The sequence below is a fragment of the Bradyrhizobium sp. McL0615 genome, assembly GCF_049993905.1.
In the GTDB taxonomy this organism is placed as follows: Bacteria; Pseudomonadota; Alphaproteobacteria; order Rhizobiales; family Xanthobacteraceae; genus Bradyrhizobium.
The window spans coordinates 8,412,114-8,429,842 of sequence record NZ_CP188254.1; the positions used below are offsets into that span (position 1 = coordinate 8,412,114).

Here is a 17,729-nt window from a genome sequence, read left to right on the forward strand (position 1 = left end):
GGGGCAATGGTCAGGCACCTGAAATCGAACTGCCGCGCGCCATCACAAAAAGATATCGTAGGGCTCTTTGGCTCGACCACGAGGCGTCACAGCTTGTGGTCGGGGAGAATGCGAAGTGGCGTGGTCCAGCTTAACCCCATTGTCGTCGAAGACCCTTGGCGCGAGGCGACAGGGAACGGGTGCTTTTATGTGGAGTCGAACAGGAGAGATTCGCCCTCCAAATGCATTCAGAACATTGGAAACAATGGCGCGCCACTCAGAATAAAACTGCGAACTCATACATTATTGAAATCGCAATATAATTCTATATTTTACACGCTCGACCTGACTTCGGCTCGGCCGCCCGGCTTCTTGTTCCGGGCGGCATCGCTGTCTTCGGGGCACGAGGGTTTCGAGATGTCGGCAATTGCCGGGAACCGGATTAACAGACTGCGGGCAAGCTCACTCCGCTTGTCCAGGCCTCGCCGTCCAAACCGCATGCGTCTTGTCGCCAGCCTCGGCCAACACCTCGTTCACGTCTACGGGACAGAAATGTTTGGTGATGGACGTTATGGGATGAAAATGCGGCGTGTGGCTCGTGACTTGGCCCGTCTCATCGCAGAAATAGTGAGCCGCGCCCGGGAACATCTCCATCGGCAGAGGGATTTCGGCATTGGGATTGTGATAAACATTCAGCCCTTCGATCCAGTCCTCTTCGTAACCAGCCGAATTGACGATCACTCGAAAGATCTTAGGCTGGAGCGCATCGGGATTGTGATCGAACATCAGGCCTTCACGTATGATCAGCACCTGCTTTGATCCGAATTTTCCCAGAACGCCCATGCGGTTGAATTTGGCGATCGTGCCACCATTGCTCGAAATCACAGCACTCACATGCGCGGCCTCCGGCAAACGGAAAAAGCCTGAAGGGATCGGCGCCTTATCCCCCCATTGATGCGTTTCGATCCGCACCGGCGAAACTACCACCTTGCCTTGATCATCGAGCGCGCCGGTGTGCTCGTAACCGAATAGGTAACGCGGCAACGCCGGTTGCGAATGCACCATCGACATCGGCGCCGAGAAGTCGGCAATTGCAAAGACGAACGGCTTCCCGGCTACGTGCGGCTGCTTCCAGTATTCCTTTTTTAGCTTGGAGAAGAGCGCGCTGCCGAACTTGATTGGCATATACTCCTTCACATAGCGCTCCATATCCTCCGGTGTATCCATCGGTGGGGACGGCACGACCTTGCCGTCCTTAAGGGTTGGTCCAACCGTCACGGCCTCGATATAGAGCTCTCCCAGCATGCCTGAACAGCAGAAGTCAGGTACCGCATGTACACGCGAGAGGGAGTAGTTCGCCTCAATCAGTGTGGCGAACAGATAAAGCTCCCAGATCCGCTGGTCGAAGCCGGTAGTCTGGAATTGCTCGACGAAATTGCCATCGGCATCCTCGTGCCAGCGCATCATCGGCCCGATGATCTGTCGGGCCGGTGAGTATCCTTCATTGGTCGTCAGTTGCACGAAGGCCCGATTCAGCCGACTCTCCTCATGCAGATGGGTGAAAAAATCGACCGGAGCGCCCTTTTCGTCGCCCTGATGGTGCTCCTCCGCATTTGCCTGGGCAGCCTTGACCATCCCCGCGAACAGCGCTTCCCGTGCCTCGTCGGCGGTCGCGCAAAATTCGCTGACATCGACGCTGCGGAAGCAGAGCTTGCTGTCTCGAGCCAGCACGATTCCGCCAAAATCGTGATCCGTGATGTCGAGGGTCGCTATACCCAGTACATCACCGTTTCCAGTCTCGAAATATTCAAGCTCGTCCATGATTAGGAACGATCTGGGATGGCGCGCATACCCGCCCAAGGCATTGAAGCGGGTCAGTGAAATGGGCGTTATCGCGAAGTCGTCCATCGCCCCCTCGTCATTTTTCTGCAACAAGCGGCATTCTGCCGATTTTCGCGCGCAAACGGGAATGTTCTATAAGTACTAGTACCAAATATTTCAGCAGCCGCCGGAGGTGCCTATCATGCCGCCGATAAAGAAAGCGTCAGGCCTCACGCCCACCGAAAGGCATCTAGCCAAACTGGCTAATGATACGTTTCTTGATCTCTGGTCTTGGCCCAACGTGTTCAAGAAGCCGGGCAAGGAACTGTGTGACCTTCTCGTGGTCTGCGGTGACGACGTGCTGATATTTAGCGACAAGCATATCGCTTGGTCGGATGCGCCCTTCGAAATCGCTTGGAAACGCTGGTACAGTCGGGCGATCGGCGAATCCGCCGAGCAGATCCGCAAAGCGGATCTCTGGCTGAAACAGAGCCCGAAAGCGATATTCGCGGATGGCAAATGCGAGCAACCCATCCCGCTGACTTTGCCGCCAGTCGGGCAAAGGCGCGTCCATGGCATCTGCGTCGCCTCCGGCGGAGAGCAGGCCGCTTCATCCTACTTCGATGACCCGGACGGTACATTCATGATTCTTCCGAATCTTCGCAGGAAGGATCATGTTGACTTCACCCTACCCGATCATCGGGCCTTCTGCATTGGCGACGTCGACCCCGATGGCCCCTTTGTCCATGTTTTCAACATGGCAACTCTTGATGTCGTCATGCAAGAATTCGACACGATTACCGACTTCACGAAGTACCTAAACGCGCGGGCAGATCTGATCCGATTAGGAAAGTTGTCATTCTCACCGAGTGAAGCGGAGCTGGTAGCCAACTATCTATTGATGGTGGATCCGAATGGGGAGCATCGGTTCCCCACGACTTCGGATGTCATGGGCGCTAACGCGGATGCTGATGCGGCGATAGCGTTCGTGCAGGGCGAGTACGCCTATCTTATCCGGTCTCCGGAGTATGAACGGCGATCGACGGCGAACCGTATCTCTTATGAGTGGGATAAGTTGATAGGCCTTTTTAGCGACGGAGTCCTAAACGACAACCAATTCCGAATCTTGGATACCGATCCCACCGTCGAACACGCGGAACGAGCGTTGCGCATAATGGCGCGAGAAGATCGCGTGCGGCGCCGAGTGCTCTCTGAGGCGATCATAGGTGCGCGGGAAGCGCTAGAGGCGCAGAAGATGGGACGGCTTGCCCGCATTGCTGTGACACACGATCGGTCCACGGGTGACAAGGTTGCCTATGTCTTTCTTATTCTCGCCGGCGCCGATGAGATGGCGCAGGAAGACTATCGCCGAGTCAGAGCAACTATGCTCCAAACGTACTGCCTTTCTGTCTTGCACGACGACCGTGATCTGCAACTCTGCGTTGGAATCGCCCTGATGGCAATCTCCGACATGGGTGACTCGGAGGATCTCGTTGCCTATCCGCAGCAAGATTGGACACTGGAAATGGTCCAGGACTTGCGCACGGATAGGGAGAACTTCGAAGTTCTGCAGAAGCCTCTTGAGCTGAAGACAAGGTCCATCCGGGCAATAAGCTTTCCTGCCGATCCCGCGCCTAAAGGCATGACCCGGCAGCAGCGTCGCGCGATGGAACGTCAACGAGCGAAGCAGCAACGATCAGCGCGTCGATCACGAAGAGATGCGCAGCGATAGCCCGGCGCCCGAACGTTACTAATAGGGCGCCGCGACCCGCACTGGCGTAAAAATACAGCGAGATCGCCTTTGTTGTGACCGTCGCGGACGGCAGCGCAATCGGGCATTGGTGCGAGCGCTGTGGTAGCGAAACGGATATTGTTATCGTCCGACTAACGCATTGAAAAGAATGGCGCGCCATTCAGAATAAAACTACGAACTCGTATATTATTGAAATCACTATATGATTTTCTTGGGTTTGCTACCAGCGGCCATGCCGCTGGCCCTTTGGGAGTGCACGCCCCCCTTTGCGGACCTACCAATAACTTTAGGTTGCCTACGGCTCGCGACGTTTACGGCGCTCACCTCGCTGCTGACCAACAGACCGTATGGAAAGACGCCGCCATGACCGGCGAGATTTCCCTGCATGGCCTGGTGCTACCGGTCGGCGGCATCAAGGAGAAGGTGGTCGCGGCGGCCGCGGCGAGCCTGATGCGCGTCATGCTCCGGCGCGCAACGAGAGCGACTTCGACGACATTCCGAAGGGCACCCGCGACGCGCTGGAGTTCATCTGGCTCGAACGCGTCGATCAGGCCGGCGTTTCCGTTATGAAATCGGTCGCCGGCACTAGGCAGCGAACCGCATCGGCCGCGCCGCCCAGTTTCTTTTCGGCATCGAACAGATCGACCGCCATCTGCAGGTTCATCCACAATTTCGCCGACGTGCCGAGCGCCTTGCTCAGCAGGATCGCTGTCTCGGCGGTGATCGCCCGCTTGCCGTTGACGATTTCGTTGACGCGAAAGCGCGACACGCCCATGGCCTCCGCGAGTTGGTCTTGGGTGATTTCGCTCGGGGTGAGGAAGTCCTCGCGGAGCACCTCACCCGGATTGGTCGGTCGTCGTTCAGTCATGTCGGCCTCGGTGGTCTTAGCCAGTGTCTTCGAGCGCGATGTCGACAGCCTTCTCATGCTGCCAATGGAACGTCACCCACCACCGGCCTTCGGTGTTGCAGCAGAAGGTGGGCGGCGTCGTGTTGCGACGCTTCGCGATGCGTCCGTGTCCCGCAATTCGACAGTCCTCGAGCTTGGCGGCTGCAAGCAGGATATCGATTTGCCTGGCGGCTCTGTGTGCGACGCTTGAGGGCACATCCGTCCGGTGTCGGCCGCGGTAAACGTCTTCGGTTCGCTGGTCTGCGAACGTATTCATGGTAGTTCTCCTCGGAAATTGAGATCGATTCTGGACTGGACGAACACGTCGTCCGGTTCGGCTCGATTCCGGGAGGAGAAATTCCGGTTCTGACGCGGTAACGATGTATCGCGACGCGCATTGCGTCGTCGTCGCGCAGGTATGCGCGGGTCCATTTGAAGACGAACCTCTGAATGAGGCGGACGCGCTTTTCGATGGCCTGCTTGACCGCCAGTTCGATGCGCTGGACATCCGTCTCGGACAGATGCACGTGCGCGATCTCGTGACAGAGACGGAAGAGCAGTTCCGGATCTGGCTCCGCGTAAGCATATTCCGGGACATCGTGATGTCCCGCGACAATCGCTGGACTCGGTAGGATGTTCTTCCAGAGGTCGATGACCTCGTCGCGGATGGCATCGATCTTCTTGCGCGAAAGGTACGCTTCGTCGACTTGAGCGTGCTCGCGCCAGAACGGCGTGGCTGCGGCACGGGCGACGTCGCAGACCTTGACTTTTTCGGACACCAGCAGCGACGACGGCTTGATGTCGGAATGACTAATGGCCGTCCAGAAGCGCTTCTGCCCCGACGTTGTGTCGTCGGTCAGCGCCGCGATGAGCCGCGCCAAGTTGGCGGCGTGCTGGTGGTCTTGGTCATGGTGGCTGAGGAATACGGCAGCCTTCGTCGGCTCGGGGACCATCGTCTCCTCGCCGGATAGGGCTATCTTCAAATCTTGCCGTATCTTGAACGTCATGGTTCCAATATGTATCATATGGTGTGACACTTCAAGACGCGCCGAGAAAATTCTTGGCAGGCTTTACTTTAAGTAATGCGTCGGGAGCGAAAATCGGCCTCTTATAAGCAGTAGTTACAGTGCCTTGTTCCTTTCCGTCCCTAAATTAGCGGAATCGATCGACATAAAAGTAGTGTGTTTACACAACACGAAATTAGTGCTTTTGAACGTCATGAAATTAGTGTAAATAATCGACATGAAATTAGCGCAACCACACAGCATATAGCTAGTGTAATTGAACGACATGAAATTAGTGTGAGCCGATGTCGCCGAATGCATAGCGATGATCGTCATCACCCTGGGAGAAAATCGCATGGCGAGTCTCAACGAAAAACTCGCGGGCTCACTGAGTAACCTGCGAGAACTCAGCAAGAACGGCGATAGGCGGGTCTTCAAACTCGCCGAGCTGGGTCGAGCCGACCGCGAGCGGCTGTTGGAAGCGGGTTTTCTGAGTGAGATCATCCGCGGATGGGTCATGATGGTCCGCCCCGGCGAGACGCCCGGCGACACCACCTCGTGGTATTCGTCGCTCTGGCAGTTCTGCCGGGCGTACCTCGACGACCGGTTCGACAAGAACTGGGTGGTATCTCCTGAAGCTTCGATCGTCCTCCATGCCGAGAATCTGAACGTCCCGCCTCAGGTCATCGTGCATTCGCCGGCTGCGAACAATCAACGACTCGATCTGCTGCATGACAATTCTCTATACATGCTTAGAGTGCCGAAGCTTCCGACCTCGGCCGTCGAAGTCGCGGGTATGCGCGCCTTTTCGCAGGCTGACGCCCTATGCTCGGCTTCGCCCACGTTCTGGCAGAACAACAAAGACGACGTCATCGCCCTGCTCGGTTCGATCAGAGGCACTACCACGATCCTAAATGCCCTGCTGGCCGGAGGCTACGTGCTCGCGGCGGGCCGGTTGGCGGGTGCCTACAGGCTTCTGGGAAATGCGCGCGCAGCGGACGAAATCGTCTCCACCATGAAGCGCGCCGGACACGAAGTCCGGGAGGACGCCGATCCTTTCAAGAGCCCCGTAAACATGCAGCTATCCGTCACTCGCCCGGTGTCTCCCATCGCGACCCGCGTGAAGCTAATGTGGGCGGAGATGCGCGACAAGGTGCTGCAGAACTTCGACGTCGAGCCCCGGAGGATTAACGATCGCGACGGATACCTGGCTTCCATCGACGATCGGTACACCTCGGACGCATACCACTCGTTGTCAATCGAGGGCTACACGGTGACCGAGCAGCTCATCGAGAAGGTCCGCCAGGGATCCTGGAATCCGGACGGCGACGCGGACGACCGGCAGCAGCGCGACGCGCTCGCCGCCAAGGGATATTGGGACGCATTCCAAGAAGTACGCGCCGCGGTCGCCCGCATTCTCGACGGCGAACCTGCGGAGGAAGTCGTCGAGCTCGAACACCTCAATTGGTATCGCGCTCTCTTCCAGCCGTCTCTAGCGGCCGGCATCGTCAAGCCGGAGAACATGGCGGGGTACCGCCAGCACTTTCTGCATATCCGCGGCTCCCGACACACGCCCGTGAATTGGGAGACCGTGCCGGACGCGATGGAATCGTTCTTCGAATGTCTGAAAGCCGAACAGGATCCGCGCGTGCGCGCGATCCTGGGGCACTTCGTCTTTACGTTCATCCATCCGCTGCCCGACGGCAACGGGCGGACCGGTCGTTTCATCATGAACTCGATGCTGGCGTCGGCAGGAATTCCCTGGACCATCGTTCCCGTCGACCGGCGCGACGAATACATGAGGGCGCTCGAGGATGCGAGCGGCGGCCTCGACATCGTGCCCTTCACGAAATTGGTGGTCGATTGCACCAAGCACGAGCCACCGCCTCCCAGGCGGAGCAAGCCTGGCGAGACGTTGGCCGAAGTTGACCTCAATGCGGTCGACTCGAAATAATGATGCGTCGAGCGGGAGCATGGACTGCAAGACGCGGGCGATAGCGAAGTCCTTTCAGCTCATGATCAACTCGCTCGGGCTCAAAATGGCAGTTCTCGCCTTGAGGTCTGCAATTAGAGCGAATGCCATGCCCCTTCGCGCCGTAAGCGCTGCACGCGGCGCGCCGTTAGTTCGCGGTTTTATCCTGACTGGTATCGATTTGGCGCGCCCGAAGAGATTCGAACTCCTGACCCCTAGATTCGTAGTCTAGTGCTCTATCCAGCTGAGCTACGGGCGCGTTTTCGCTTGTGCATTTGGGCCTTAAGGGGCCCGGATGCGTCCGAATAGGGTCCGGACGGCCGCGAAAGAGCGCTTTAGCTACCCGCTCCGGCCCCGCTTTGCAAGGTGGAGAAAGCGGGTTCTGACGACGGATCCGAGGCGGTTAATCCGATGTCATTCCTGGACATACGGCGGCGCGAAGCTGGAATCTCTCTGTAATTACACCGAGATTCCGGGTTCGATGCTTTGCATCGCCCCGGAATGACGGGCGGATCGCGCCTTACGCCCGCGCCCGCTCGTTGCGGACGCTCTGCAGTTCCACCGGGCGGTCGGGGATCGAGACCCGGAAGGTGGCGCCGATGGTGCCCTCGATCAGATGGATGTCGCCGCCATGGGCGCGGATCAGTTCGGCGGCGATCGCAAGACCAAGCCCGCTGCCGCCGGGGCGACCTGAGCTCTGGAACGCCTCGAACAAATGCTCGCGCGCCTTCGCCGGCACGCCGGGGCCGGTGTCGGAGACCTCGATGATCGCAACCGAGCCTTCGCGGCGGCCGGTGATGCGGATCTGCAAGGCTGCGGCATCGCCCTTGGCGCTTTCCAGCGCCTGCGCGGCATTACGCACCAAATTGAGCAGCACACGAAACAGCTGATCAGGATCGGCGTCGATCGACAGCGAGCGCTCGATCGCGCTGATCCAGGTGATCGAGGCGTCGGCGGCAAGGCCGGCGGATTCGCGCACCTCGGTCACCACGGGTTCGACCAGGATCATGCGACGGTCGGGCTCGGCTTCCTGCGCCCGGCCATAGGAAAGCGTCGACTGGCAGAAATCGATGGCGCGCTCCAGCGAGCGCATCAGTTTCGGCGCAAAGCGCTGCACCCGTGGATCCGGCACGCTGGCGAGCTGATCCGACAGCAATTGCGAGGACGCCAGAAGGTTGCGCAGATCATGGTTGATCTTCGACACCGCAAGCCCGAGCGCGGCGAGCCGGCTCTTCTGCGAGAGCATCGAAACGAGATCACGCTGCATGTCGGACAATTCGCGTTCCGCCACGCCGATCTCGTCACCGCGCTGACTCGGCACGATGATGCGCGCAGCACTTTCCGGATTTTCGTGGAAGCCGACGAGATTGGCGGTCAACCGCCGCATCGGCCGGACGAACAGAAAATGCAGCGCCAGATAGACCAGCCCCGCGGCGAGCATCGCGATCCCCAGCGAGACCACCAGCAAATTGCGGGAAAAGCGGTACATCGCCTGCCGCAACGGCTTTTCGTCGACCACCACCTCGATGAATTGCGCGGCCCCGGGCGCGGGCCCCACCACGCGGATGGTCTGGTTGCCGGTCTCCAGCATGGTCTCAAAGGATTCGACGATCGCAGACCACACCGTCAGGGTCCGCATGTCGATGTCGCGGTCGATCGCCGCCGGCAGGTCGGCGCTGGCGAGCATCCGGCGCTGCTGTCCCATCTTGATGGCAACCGCGCGCGCCCCGACGCTGGTCAGGATCTGCCGCGACAGCGAATCCGGCACCATGCCAAGCGGCGCGGCATCCAGCACCAGCGCGGCGGTGTTGGCCGCCGCGAGACGATCGTTCAGCCGGTTGGTCCAGAAATTCGCGATCGAGGGCACGTAGATCATCAGGAGCGCGAACATCACCAGGGGGATGGTCAGCAGCAAAAGCTTGCCGGACAAGCCAAGCCGACGCGGGCCACATGGCCGCGGTGCTTGAGGGGTCGACTGGTCGTCGGTCGCTGACACGAATATCCGCCTTGATAATCGTTGTATTTGGAGCCCGCCGGACAAAAGACCAGCGTGGTCCTTACCCGTGCACTGATTCCGAGGATGCGTTTCGGCCCCCGGCGGGTCAAATTACCGATCGCTAATGTCCGGGCGTTCCCGGGACCCGGGCACGTCGGCTTCTCGCCCTTAAAAACCCCGGGAAAACAGATATATTCGCCCCAATTACGACGTTTCAAAGAACGGCGTCTGCGACAACCCCCGACATTGACGGAAACAGGTCGCTCCCGTATAAGCCGCCCAACTGTCCGCGATGGCCCGGTTCCACCGGGGGCGGCTCGTTTGGGCCGTAAATGGCCCGTTTTCGGGCCGGCCCGCATCACTGGACTTGATCTCAATCCAACAGGCAAATTGCCCGGTCAGCGGAGAACTACCCGTGAAGCGGACTTATCAACCCAGCAAACTGGTGCGCAAGCGCCGTCACGGCTTCCGCGCCCGCCTCGCCACCGCCGGCGGCCGCAAGGTTCTCGCCGCCCGCCGTGCGCGTGGCCGCAAGCGTCTGAGCGCCTGAGCCGGATCTTCCGGAGATTTCATTCATGGATCGGCTGAGGCAGCGGGCGGACTTTCTCGCCGTTGCCAATGGCACGCGGGCGAACAGTGCTGCCTTCGTGGTGCAGGGCCGCCCCCGCGACGATGATGGCCCGATCCGGATCGGTTTCACCGTTACCAAAAAGAACGGTACCGCCACCGAACGCAATCGCATCCGGCGCCGGCTTCGCGAACTCGTGAAGCGGCTGGACGTCATATCCATGCGACCACACCATGACTATGTGCTGGTAGGCCGCCGGACCGCGCTCTCCCGCGACTTCGCAACCATGCTCGACGATCTCCGTTCGGCGCTGCATCGCCTCGACCGGCAGCCGAAACCACAGCGGCGCGAGCCGCAGTCCGAATTGAATGGCGAGACCCCAACACGATGACCGACAATCGCAACACCATCCTCGCCGTTATTCTGTCCGGCCTTGTGCTGATCGCGTGGCAATATTTCTACAACATGCCGCAGATGGAGCGGCAGCGCGCGCAAACCCAGATCCAGACCGAGCTCAACAAGCAGTCGCCGCAGACCGCGCCGGGATCGACGGCGCCGGGATCTAGCACCCCGCAACCGGGCGCGGCGCCATCCGCCACCACGCCCGCCGGCCAGCCGGGCGCAGCCCAGCCGGTCGTCAGCCGCGACACTGCGATCGCGGCCTCCCCCCGCATCAAGATCGAGACGCCGCGGGTTTCCGGCAGCATCGCGCTGCGGGGCGCGCGCATCGACGACCTGTCGCTGGAGAAATTCCGCGATACCGTCGACCCCAAGTCGCCCGCGATCGTGCTGTTTTCGCCTTCGAACACGGCGCAGCCCTATTACGCGGAGTTCGGTTGGGTTCCGGCCGCCGGCTCGACCGCGCGCATTCCCGACCGAAACACGATGTGGGAACAGGAAGGCTCCGGCGCGCTGTCGCCGACCAATCCGGTGATCCTGAAATACGACAATGGCGAGGGCCTCACCTTCCGCCGCACCATTGCGGTTGACGACCGCTACCTCTTCACCATCCGGGACGATGTCAGCAATGTCGGCACCGCGCCGGTGACGCTGTATCCGTTCGCGCTGATCTCGCGCCACGGCACGCCCGAGGTCTCGGGCTATTACATCCTGCATGAAGGCCTGATCGGCTATCTTGGCGACCAGGGCCTGCAGGAGTTCGGCTACAAGAAAATCGACGACGCCAAACTGGTCACCTTCAACGTCACCAATGGCTGGCTCGGCATAACAGACAAATACTGGGCATCGGCGCTGCTGCCGGACACCACCGCCAAGCTGCAGGTGCGCTTCTCTTCCGAACTCGTCGGCACCAAGCACTTCTACCAGACCGACTATCTTCAGGATGCGCAGACGATCCCGATCGGCGGCACCGCGAGCGCCAATGCGCGGCTGTTTGCGGGAGCCAAGGAAGCCAGCGTCGTCGGCATCAATTTCCCGCTGGCCGGCCACGGCGGCTACAACAAGCAGCTCGATCTGAACCATTTCGACCTGTTGATCGACTGGGGCTGGTTCTACTTCATCACCAAGCCGATGTTCCTGGCGCTCGACTATTTCTTCCATCTGTTCGGCAATTTCGGCGTCGCCATCCTGCTGGTGACGGTGCTGGTCAAGCTGCTGTTCTTCCCGCTCGCCAACAAATCCTATGCCTCGATGGCGAAGATGAAGTCGGTGCAGCCGCAACTCGCCGCGCTGAAGGAGCGCTATCCGGACGACCGCCAGAAACAGCAGCAGGAGATGATGGAGATCTACCGCAAGGAGAAGATCAACCCGATCGCCGGTTGTCTTCCCGTGGCGCTGCAGATCCCGGTGTTCTTCTCGCTCTACAAGGTGCTGTTCGTCACCATCGAAATGCGCCACGCGCCGTTCTACGGCTGGATCAAGGACCTTTCGGCGCCTGACCCGACCAATCTGTTCAACCTGTTCGGCCTGCTCAGCTTCGACCCGACGCATCTGCCGGTGTTCGGGCATTATCTCGCGCTCGGCATCTGGCCGATCATCATGGGCATCACGATGTGGTTCCAGATGAAGCTGAACCCGACCCCGCCGGATCCGACCCAGAAGATGATCTTCGACTGGATGCCGCTGATCTTCACCTTCATGCTGGCGGGCTTCCCGGCGGGTCTGGTGATCTACTGGGCCTGGAACAACCTGCTGTCGGTGCTGCAGCAGAGCTACATCATGCGCAAGAACGGCGTGAAGGTGGAGCTGTTCGACAACATCAAATCCACGTTTCAAAAAAAAAGCCTGAAGACAGAGACTAAGAACTCGACCGTTTAGTCACACTTCCATCCAGGACGTCATGCCCGGGCAAAAGCGCGAAGCACGTCTTCGCGCCAGATGTTCCGGGCATCCACGTTTTAGGACACCGAAAGAAAGACGTGGATGGCCGGGACAAGCCCGGCCATGACGCAGAGTGGGATCTTCGCATGACCGCCGAAACCGATGCGAAGCTGACCGAAGAGGGGCGAAAGCTCTTCGCCGGCGACTGGAAATTCGTCTGGGCCTCGCCCTCGATCGAAACGCTGCCGCCGATGGCGGGCATGGAAGTAGCGTTTGCCGGCCGCTCCAATGTCGGCAAATCGAGCCTGATCAATGCGCTCACCGGCCGCAACGCGCTGGCGCGCACCTCGCATACGCCGGGCCGCACCCAGGAACTGATCTTCTTCGACGGGCCTGATAATGCAGGACTGCGGCTGGTCGACATGCCCGGCTATGGCTACGCCTCGGCACCCAAGACCCAGGTCGCCTCGTGGACCAAGCTGATCCATCAATTCCTGCAGGGGCGCGCCACGCTGGCGCGGGTCTATGTGCTGATCGACGCGCGCCACGGCATCAAGGATGTCGACCAGGACGTGCTGAAAACGCTGGATAAGTCCGCCGTGAGCTATCAGGTGGTGCTGACCAAGGCGGACCAGGTGAAGAAGGCCGAACTCGAAAAGACCATCGCCGAGACCGCCGCCGCGCTCGCCAAGCACCCGGCCGCGTTTCCGGAAGTGCTGGTGACATCTTCGCGCGCCGGCGACGGCATGCCGGAATTGCGCGCCGCGATGGTGCGCCTGTTGCACGAGCGCGCCTGATGAACCGCACGGCTCGCATCCTGATCGTGCTGGCCGCTATCATGGGCGCCGACGGCGTCACGCTGGCGGCGGCCTCCGCCCATGGCGCTGATGCATCGCGGCTGGTATCCGCCTCGTCGATGCTGCTGTTTCACGCCAGCGCGGTACTGGGTGCCGTCGCGTTGGCGGAGCGCGGGATCGTGCACACGAAAATCGGCATTACAGCTGCTTTCGGCTTCGTCATCGCGGCAGGCCTGTTCGCCGGCGACCTGACGCTGCGGCATTATGCCGGCCACGGGCTGTTTCCGATGGCCGCGCCGACCGGTGGGACGCTGCTGATCGCAAGTTGGCTGGCACTGGCGGTAGCAGCAGCCTGGCCGAGGCGGGGGTAAATTCCGTAGCCCGGATGGGGCAAAGCGCAATCCGGGAAAACTTGCTCAACTGGCGAGATTGTCCCCGGATTTCGCTTCGCTCCATCCGGGCTACAAACTCCACAAACCCCTACTTTGCGCCCTGCCCGCCAATCAGATAGAACCCGGCCCGACATCTGGAATGGCGAGACCCGCTTCATGACATCACCGCCGAATATCAGCCCGCTCGATCAGGCCCGCATCCTGTCGGAAGCGCTGCCGCATATGCAGCAATATGACGAGGAAACCATCGTCATCAAATATGGCGGCCATGCCATGGGCGCCGAGGAAACCGCAAAAGCCTTTGCCCGCGACATCGTGCTGCTGGAGCAGACCGCGATCAATCCGGTGGTCGTACATGGCGGCGGGCCGCAGATCGCGACGATGCTCAAACGGCTCGGCATCCAGTCGGAATTCGCCGCGGGCCTTCGCATCACCGACGCCGCCACCATCGAGATTGTCGAGATGGTGCTGGCGGGTTCGGTCAACAAGCAGCTGGTCGGCTACATCAACGAAGCCGGCGGCAAGGCGGTCGGCTTGAGCGGCAAGGACGGCAACATGGTGAAGGCGTCGAAGACGACGCGCACCATGGTCGATCCGGATTCCAACATCGAGAAGGCGATTGATCTCGGCTTCGTCGGCGATCCCGACAAGGTGGACCTGACGCTGCTGAACCAGTTGATCGGCTATGAGCTGATCCCGGTGCTGGCGCCGCTGGCGACTTCGCACGACGGCCAGACGCTGAACGTCAACGCCGACACCTTTGCCGGCGCCGTGGCCGGTGCCCTGAAGGCCAAGCGGCTGTTACTGCTGACCGACGTTCCCGGCGTGCTCGACAAGTCGAAGAAGCTGATTCCGGAACTGTCGGTAAAGGACGCGCGAAAGCTGATCGCCGACGGCACGATTTCCGGCGGCATGATCCCGAAGGTCGAGACCTGCATCTACGCGCTGGAACAGGGCGTGCAGGGCGTCGTCATTATCGATGGCAAGACGCAGCACGCGGTGCTGCTGGAATTGTTCACCAACCAGGGCACCGGCACGCTGATTCACAAGTGATGCACCAAGCGGCGACGCGAGAAAAGGTTCGTCATGGCCGGTCATAGCCGTCCAAAGGACGGCGTCGCTTTCGCTCGCCTCCGCCCGGCCATCCACGCCTTTGTCGGTCGCGCGAAGAACGTGGATGCCCGGGTCACGCCCGGGCAGGACGAGCGAGGAATGCGGCCGCGACCTCGCTCTGCGTTAGTTCGGATTCTCATGTCACTACCGGCCGCGGCGATCTCGCTGTTCGTTTCCTCGCTGCCCGCCTTCGCCGATCTAAAACTCTGCAACCGCATGAGCTATGTGGTCGAGGCCGCGATCGGCATCGATGAAAAATCCGCGACCGCCACGCGCGGCTGGTTCCGGATCGATCCCGCCGCCTGCCGCGTGGTACTGCAGGGCGCGCTGACCGCCGACCGCATCCTCTTGAATGCGCGCGCGCTCGGCGTCTACGGCGCTTCACCGATCCCGCAGAACGGCAGCGACACGCTGTGCATCGCGCCGGACAATTTCGTCATCGCCGCCGCCCGCCAGTGCCGCGGCAACCAGACCCCCGCCGCCTTCACCCAGATCACGCCGACGCGGACCGACGACGGCAATCTGGTCGCCTATCTGGCCGAGGATTCCGAATATGACGACGAGCAGGCCCGGCTCGCGGGCATCCAGCGGCTGCTTGTGATCGCAGGCTACGACGCCGCCCCGATCGACGGCGTCGATGGGCCGAAGACGCAAAGCGCGCTGAGCGCGTTCCTGAAGAGCCGCGGACTCGGCGCCGACATCGTGCAGTCGCAGACTTTCTTCACCACCATGATTGAGGCCGTGCAGAAGCCATCGTCTAGCGGGCTGACCTGGTGCAACGACACGCCGCACAAGATCATGGCGGCAGTCGCAACCGACGACGGCAAGGCGGTGACCAGCCGCGGCTGGTATCGCATCGATCCTGGCAAGTGCCTGCATCCCGACGTGACCGGCCAGCCGAAGCAAGTCTACAGTTTTGCCGAGGCTGTCGACGGCGAGAACCGCGCCATCAAGCTCAAAGACAAGCCGCTGAGCTGGGGCGGGGCGAAAGAGCTGTGCACGCGCGAGAGCAAGTTCGAAGTTTCCGAACAGGGCGATTGCGGCAGCCGCGGGCTTGCGCCGATCGGCTTCGCGCCGGTCGACATGTCGAGCGGCGGCAAGACGCTGCGGTTTGCGATGCCGTGATGGGACAAACACTCTATCGTCGTCCCCGCGAACGCGGGGACCCATAACCACAGGATTGAGTTTTTGATCGCGATGCTAACCACAGCCAAAGGCAACACACACCGTGCTCACCGATAGCCGCCGCGGCGTATGGGGCCCCGCGTTCGCGGGGACGACGAGTTGAGAGAGCAGTGAAATGAAAGCAGCCCGCCCCTTCAGCCATATCGACACCTGGGTGTTCGATCTCGACAACACCCTCTACCCGCACCACGTCAATCTGTGGCAGCAGGTCGACGCGCGGATCGGCGAGTTCATCAGCGCATTCCTGAAAATCTCCGCGGAAGAAGCCCGCGTGATCCAGAAGGACTATTACCGTCGCTACGGCACCAGCATGCGCGGCATGATGACCGAGCATGGCGTACACGCCGACGACTATCTGGCTTACGTCCACAAGATCGATCATTCGCCGCTGGACCCGAATCCCACGATGGGTGCAGCGATCGCAAAGCTTCCAGGCCGCAAGCTGATCCTGACCAACGGCTCGACCGACCATGCCGGCGCGGTGCTGGAACGGCTCGGCATAACCCAGCATTTCGAGGCGGTGTTCGACATCATCGCCGCCGAACTGGAACCGAAGCCGGCGCCGCAGACCTACGACAAATTTTTGCGCGTCCATGGCGTCGACCCCGCGAAATCAGCGATGTTCGAGGATCTCGCCCGCAACCTCGTGGTGCCGCACCGGCTCGGCATGACCACGGTGCTTGTGGTGCCCGACGGCGCGAGGGAAGTGGTGCGCGAGGATTGGGAGCTGGAAGGCCGGGATGCGGCCTATGTGGATCACGTGACGGATGATCTGACCGGGTTTTTGCAGAAGTTGGCTACCTGATCGTCGTCGTCCCTGCGAACGCAGGGACCCATACCGCGTGATCTATCGATTCAAGAACAGTGTTCGATGACCCATCGTAACCACGAGTATTTGTGGTTATGGGTCCCCGCGTTCGCGGGGACGACGAGAGAGCCTTGACTCTCACCTCCCAAATCCCGAAAAAGCCGGTCAACTTCGCCAGAAATCCCGAGGAAATCCCGATGTCCGAGACCTTGCTTGAATCAACGATCAACACCGCGTTCGATGCCCGCGACGGCATCTCGACCGCGACCAAGGGTGAAGTTCGCGACGCCGTGGATCATGCGCTGGAACGGCTCGACAAGGGCGAGGTCCGCGTTGCCGAGCGCGGGGCTGACGGCAAGTGGAAGGTCAATCAGTGGCTGAAGAAGGCGGTGCTGCTGTCGTTCCGCCTCAACGACATGAGTGCTATTCCCGGCGGCCCGGGCAAGGCCGCGTGGTGGGACAAGGTGCCGTCCAAGTTCGAGGGCTGGGGCGAGAACCGTTTTCGCGATGCGGGCTTCCGCGCCGTCCCCGGCGCGATCGTGCGCCGCTCCGCCTTCATCGCCCGCAACGTCGTGCTGATGCCGTCGTTCGTCAATCTCGGTGCCTATGTCGATGAAGCAACCATGATCGACACCTGGTCCACCGTCGGCTCCTGCGCGCAGATCGGCAAGCGCGTGCATATTTCCGGCGGCGTCGGTATCGGCGGGGTGCTGGAGCCGCTGCAGGCCGAGCCCGTGATCATCGAGGACGATTGCTTCATCGGCGCGCGCTCGGAAGTCGCCGAAGGCGTGATCGTGCGCAAGGGTGCAGTGCTGGCGATGGGTGTGTTCCTCGGCGCCTCCACCAAGATCGTCGACCGCGTCACCGGCGAGATTTTTATCGGCGAGGTCCCGGAATATTCGGTGGTGGTTCCCGGCGCGCTGCCCGGCAAGCCGCTGCCAAACGGCCAGCCCGGCCCGTCCACCGCCTGCGCCGTGATCATGAAGCGCGTCGACGAACGCACCCGCTCCAAGACCAGCATCAACGAACTGCTGCGGGATTAGAGCGCGGCCACATGGTTCGAGACGCGCGGCGTTGCCGCGCTCCTCACCATGAGGGTCCAAGACCTCATCCCGAGGCGCATCGCAAAGCGATGCGTCTCGAAGGATGAAGCCCCGAACGGAGAAAAAAGCCCC

Annotated in this window: 15 protein-coding genes, 1 tRNA gene and 1 pseudogene; 12 read left to right on the forward strand and 5 right to left on the reverse strand. The window is 60.9% G+C overall.

Features of this window, described 5'->3' with window-relative positions; all coding sequences use genetic code 11:
- Positions 1-441: 441 nt before the first annotated feature.
- Positions 442-1,887, reverse strand: coding sequence for a hypothetical protein (locus tag ACPPVP_RS40560; protein WP_426529328.1), 1,446 nt, complete (start codon positions 1,885-1,887; stop codon positions 442-444).
- Positions 1,888-2,002: 115 nt separating this feature from the next.
- On the opposite strand from ACPPVP_RS40560, the gene ACPPVP_RS40565 reads away from it, so the two are divergent.
- Together ACPPVP_RS40565 and ACPPVP_RS40570 are read left to right on the forward strand one after the other, a co-directional pair.
- Positions 2,003-3,532 (forward strand): hypothetical protein, encoded by a 1,530-nt coding sequence (locus ACPPVP_RS40565; RefSeq protein ID WP_426529330.1) that lies wholly within the window; start codon positions 2,003-2,005, stop codon positions 3,530-3,532.
- Between the two features lie 322 nt (positions 3,533-3,854).
- Positions 3,855-4,140: pseudogene (locus ACPPVP_RS40570) on the forward strand (S16 family serine protease); the annotation flags it as partial.
- On the opposite strand, the gene ACPPVP_RS40575 reads toward ACPPVP_RS40570, so the two are convergent.
- Complete coding sequence (locus ACPPVP_RS40575) at positions 4,101-4,421, reverse strand: HigA family addiction module antitoxin (RefSeq protein WP_426529332.1); 321 nt, start codon at positions 4,419-4,421, stop codon at positions 4,101-4,103. The pseudogene ACPPVP_RS40570 and the gene ACPPVP_RS40575 overlap by 40 nt on opposite strands.
- A gap of 53 nt (positions 4,422-4,474) precedes the next feature.
- Positions 4,475-5,446 carry a hypothetical protein gene (locus tag ACPPVP_RS40580; protein ID WP_426529334.1) on the reverse strand — a complete coding sequence of 324 codons (972 nt, stop codon included), beginning with the start codon at positions 5,444-5,446 and terminating at the stop codon, positions 4,475-4,477.
- A gap of 352 nt (positions 5,447-5,798) precedes the next feature.
- On the opposite strand from ACPPVP_RS40580, the gene ACPPVP_RS40585 reads away from it, so the two are divergent.
- The gene (locus ACPPVP_RS40585) at positions 5,799-7,397 is read left to right on the forward strand and encodes a Fic family protein (RefSeq protein ID WP_426529336.1); all 1,599 of its coding nucleotides are present in this window, start codon (positions 5,799-5,801) and stop codon (positions 7,395-7,397) included.
- A gap of 200 nt (positions 7,398-7,597) precedes the next feature.
- Here ACPPVP_RS40585 and ACPPVP_RS40590 read toward each other — a convergent pair.
- Both ACPPVP_RS40590 and ACPPVP_RS40595 read right to left on the reverse strand, forming a co-directional pair.
- Positions 7,598-7,674 (reverse strand) — tRNA-Arg (locus ACPPVP_RS40590).
- A gap of 261 nt (positions 7,675-7,935) precedes the next feature.
- Entirely contained in the window at positions 7,936-9,411 is a 1,476-nt protein-coding gene (locus ACPPVP_RS40595; RefSeq protein ID WP_426529338.1) for an ATP-binding protein, read from the reverse strand.
- Positions 9,412-9,826: 415 nt separating this feature from the next.
- Here ACPPVP_RS40595 and rpmH point away from each other — a divergent pair, with 415 nt between their 5' ends.
- The 9 genes from rpmH to dapD all read left to right on the forward strand — a co-directional run bounded on the left by rpmH (position 9,827) and on the right by dapD (position 17,597).
- A complete protein-coding gene (gene rpmH, locus ACPPVP_RS40600) occupies positions 9,827-9,961 on the forward strand; it encodes a 50S ribosomal protein L34 (RefSeq protein ID WP_008542748.1) in 135 nt (44 codons plus the stop codon).
- 25 nt (positions 9,962-9,986) lie between these two features.
- The gene (gene rnpA / locus ACPPVP_RS40605) at positions 9,987-10,370 is read left to right on the forward strand and encodes a ribonuclease P protein component (RefSeq protein WP_426529340.1); all 384 of its coding nucleotides are present in this window, start codon (positions 9,987-9,989) and stop codon (positions 10,368-10,370) included.
- Entirely contained in the window at positions 10,367-12,256 is a 1,890-nt protein-coding gene (yidC, locus tag ACPPVP_RS40610) for a membrane protein insertase YidC (RefSeq protein ID WP_426529342.1), read from the forward strand. The genes rnpA and yidC overlap by 4 nt, the downstream gene beginning before the upstream one ends.
- Before the next feature lie 149 nt (positions 12,257-12,405).
- Positions 12,406-13,056, forward strand: a complete 651-nt coding sequence (yihA, locus tag ACPPVP_RS40615; RefSeq protein WP_426529344.1) for a ribosome biogenesis GTP-binding protein YihA/YsxC — start codon at positions 12,406-12,408, stop codon at positions 13,054-13,056.
- Positions 13,056-13,427, forward strand: coding sequence for a DUF423 domain-containing protein (locus ACPPVP_RS40620; RefSeq protein WP_426529346.1), 372 nt, complete (start codon positions 13,056-13,058; stop codon positions 13,425-13,427). Before yihA ends, ACPPVP_RS40620 begins: the two co-directional genes overlap by 1 nt.
- A 177-nt stretch (positions 13,428-13,604) precedes the next feature.
- Complete coding sequence (gene argB / locus ACPPVP_RS40625; RefSeq protein ID WP_426529348.1) at positions 13,605-14,501, forward strand: acetylglutamate kinase; 897 nt, start codon at positions 13,605-13,607, stop codon at positions 14,499-14,501.
- 198 nt (positions 14,502-14,699) lie between these two features.
- Positions 14,700-15,686, forward strand: coding sequence for a DUF1036 domain-containing protein (locus ACPPVP_RS40630; RefSeq protein ID WP_426529350.1), 987 nt, complete (start codon positions 14,700-14,702; stop codon positions 15,684-15,686).
- A gap of 175 nt (positions 15,687-15,861) precedes the next feature.
- Positions 15,862-16,551 carry a pyrimidine 5'-nucleotidase gene (locus tag ACPPVP_RS40635; RefSeq protein ID WP_426529352.1) on the forward strand — a complete coding sequence of 230 codons (690 nt, stop codon included), beginning with the start codon at positions 15,862-15,864 and terminating at the stop codon, positions 16,549-16,551.
- 200 nt (positions 16,552-16,751) lie between these two features.
- The gene (gene dapD / locus ACPPVP_RS40640) at positions 16,752-17,597 is read left to right on the forward strand and encodes a 2,3,4,5-tetrahydropyridine-2,6-dicarboxylate N-succinyltransferase (protein WP_426538324.1); all 846 of its coding nucleotides are present in this window, start codon (positions 16,752-16,754) and stop codon (positions 17,595-17,597) included.
- The last annotated feature ends 132 nt before the right edge of the window (positions 17,598-17,729 follow it).

What these genes read in the sequence shown, in the direction of transcription:
- ACPPVP_RS40560 (WP_426529328.1), bottom strand. Translation starts at nt 1,887, where the DNA reads ATGGACGACTTCGCGATAACGCCCATTTCACTGACCCGCTTCAATGCC.
- ACPPVP_RS40565 (WP_426529330.1), top strand. Translation starts at nt 2,003, where the DNA reads ATGCCGCCGATAAAGAAAGCGTCAGGCCTCACGCCCACCGAAAGGCAT.
- ACPPVP_RS40575 (WP_426529332.1), bottom strand. Translation starts at nt 4,421, where the DNA reads ATGACTGAACGACGACCGACCAATCCGGGTGAGGTGCTCCGCGAGGAC.
- ACPPVP_RS40580 (WP_426529334.1), bottom strand. Translation starts at nt 5,446, where the DNA reads ATGACGTTCAAGATACGGCAAGATTTGAAGATAGCCCTATCCGGCGAG.
- ACPPVP_RS40585 (WP_426529336.1), top strand. Translation starts at nt 5,799, where the DNA reads ATGGCGAGTCTCAACGAAAAACTCGCGGGCTCACTGAGTAACCTGCGA.
- rnpA (WP_426529340.1), top strand. Translation starts at nt 9,987, where the DNA reads ATGGATCGGCTGAGGCAGCGGGCGGACTTTCTCGCCGTTGCCAATGGC.
- yidC (WP_426529342.1), top strand. Translation starts at nt 10,367, where the DNA reads ATGACCGACAATCGCAACACCATCCTCGCCGTTATTCTGTCCGGCCTT.
- yihA (WP_426529344.1), top strand. Translation starts at nt 12,406, where the DNA reads ATGACCGCCGAAACCGATGCGAAGCTGACCGAAGAGGGGCGAAAGCTC.
- ACPPVP_RS40620 (WP_426529346.1), top strand. Translation starts at nt 13,056, where the DNA reads ATGAACCGCACGGCTCGCATCCTGATCGTGCTGGCCGCTATCATGGGC.
- argB (WP_426529348.1), top strand. Translation starts at nt 13,605, where the DNA reads ATGACATCACCGCCGAATATCAGCCCGCTCGATCAGGCCCGCATCCTG.
- ACPPVP_RS40630 (WP_426529350.1), top strand. Translation starts at nt 14,700, where the DNA reads ATGTCACTACCGGCCGCGGCGATCTCGCTGTTCGTTTCCTCGCTGCCC.
- ACPPVP_RS40635 (WP_426529352.1), top strand. Translation starts at nt 15,862, where the DNA reads ATGAAAGCAGCCCGCCCCTTCAGCCATATCGACACCTGGGTGTTCGAT.
- dapD (WP_426538324.1), top strand. Translation starts at nt 16,752, where the DNA reads ATGTCCGAGACCTTGCTTGAATCAACGATCAACACCGCGTTCGATGCC.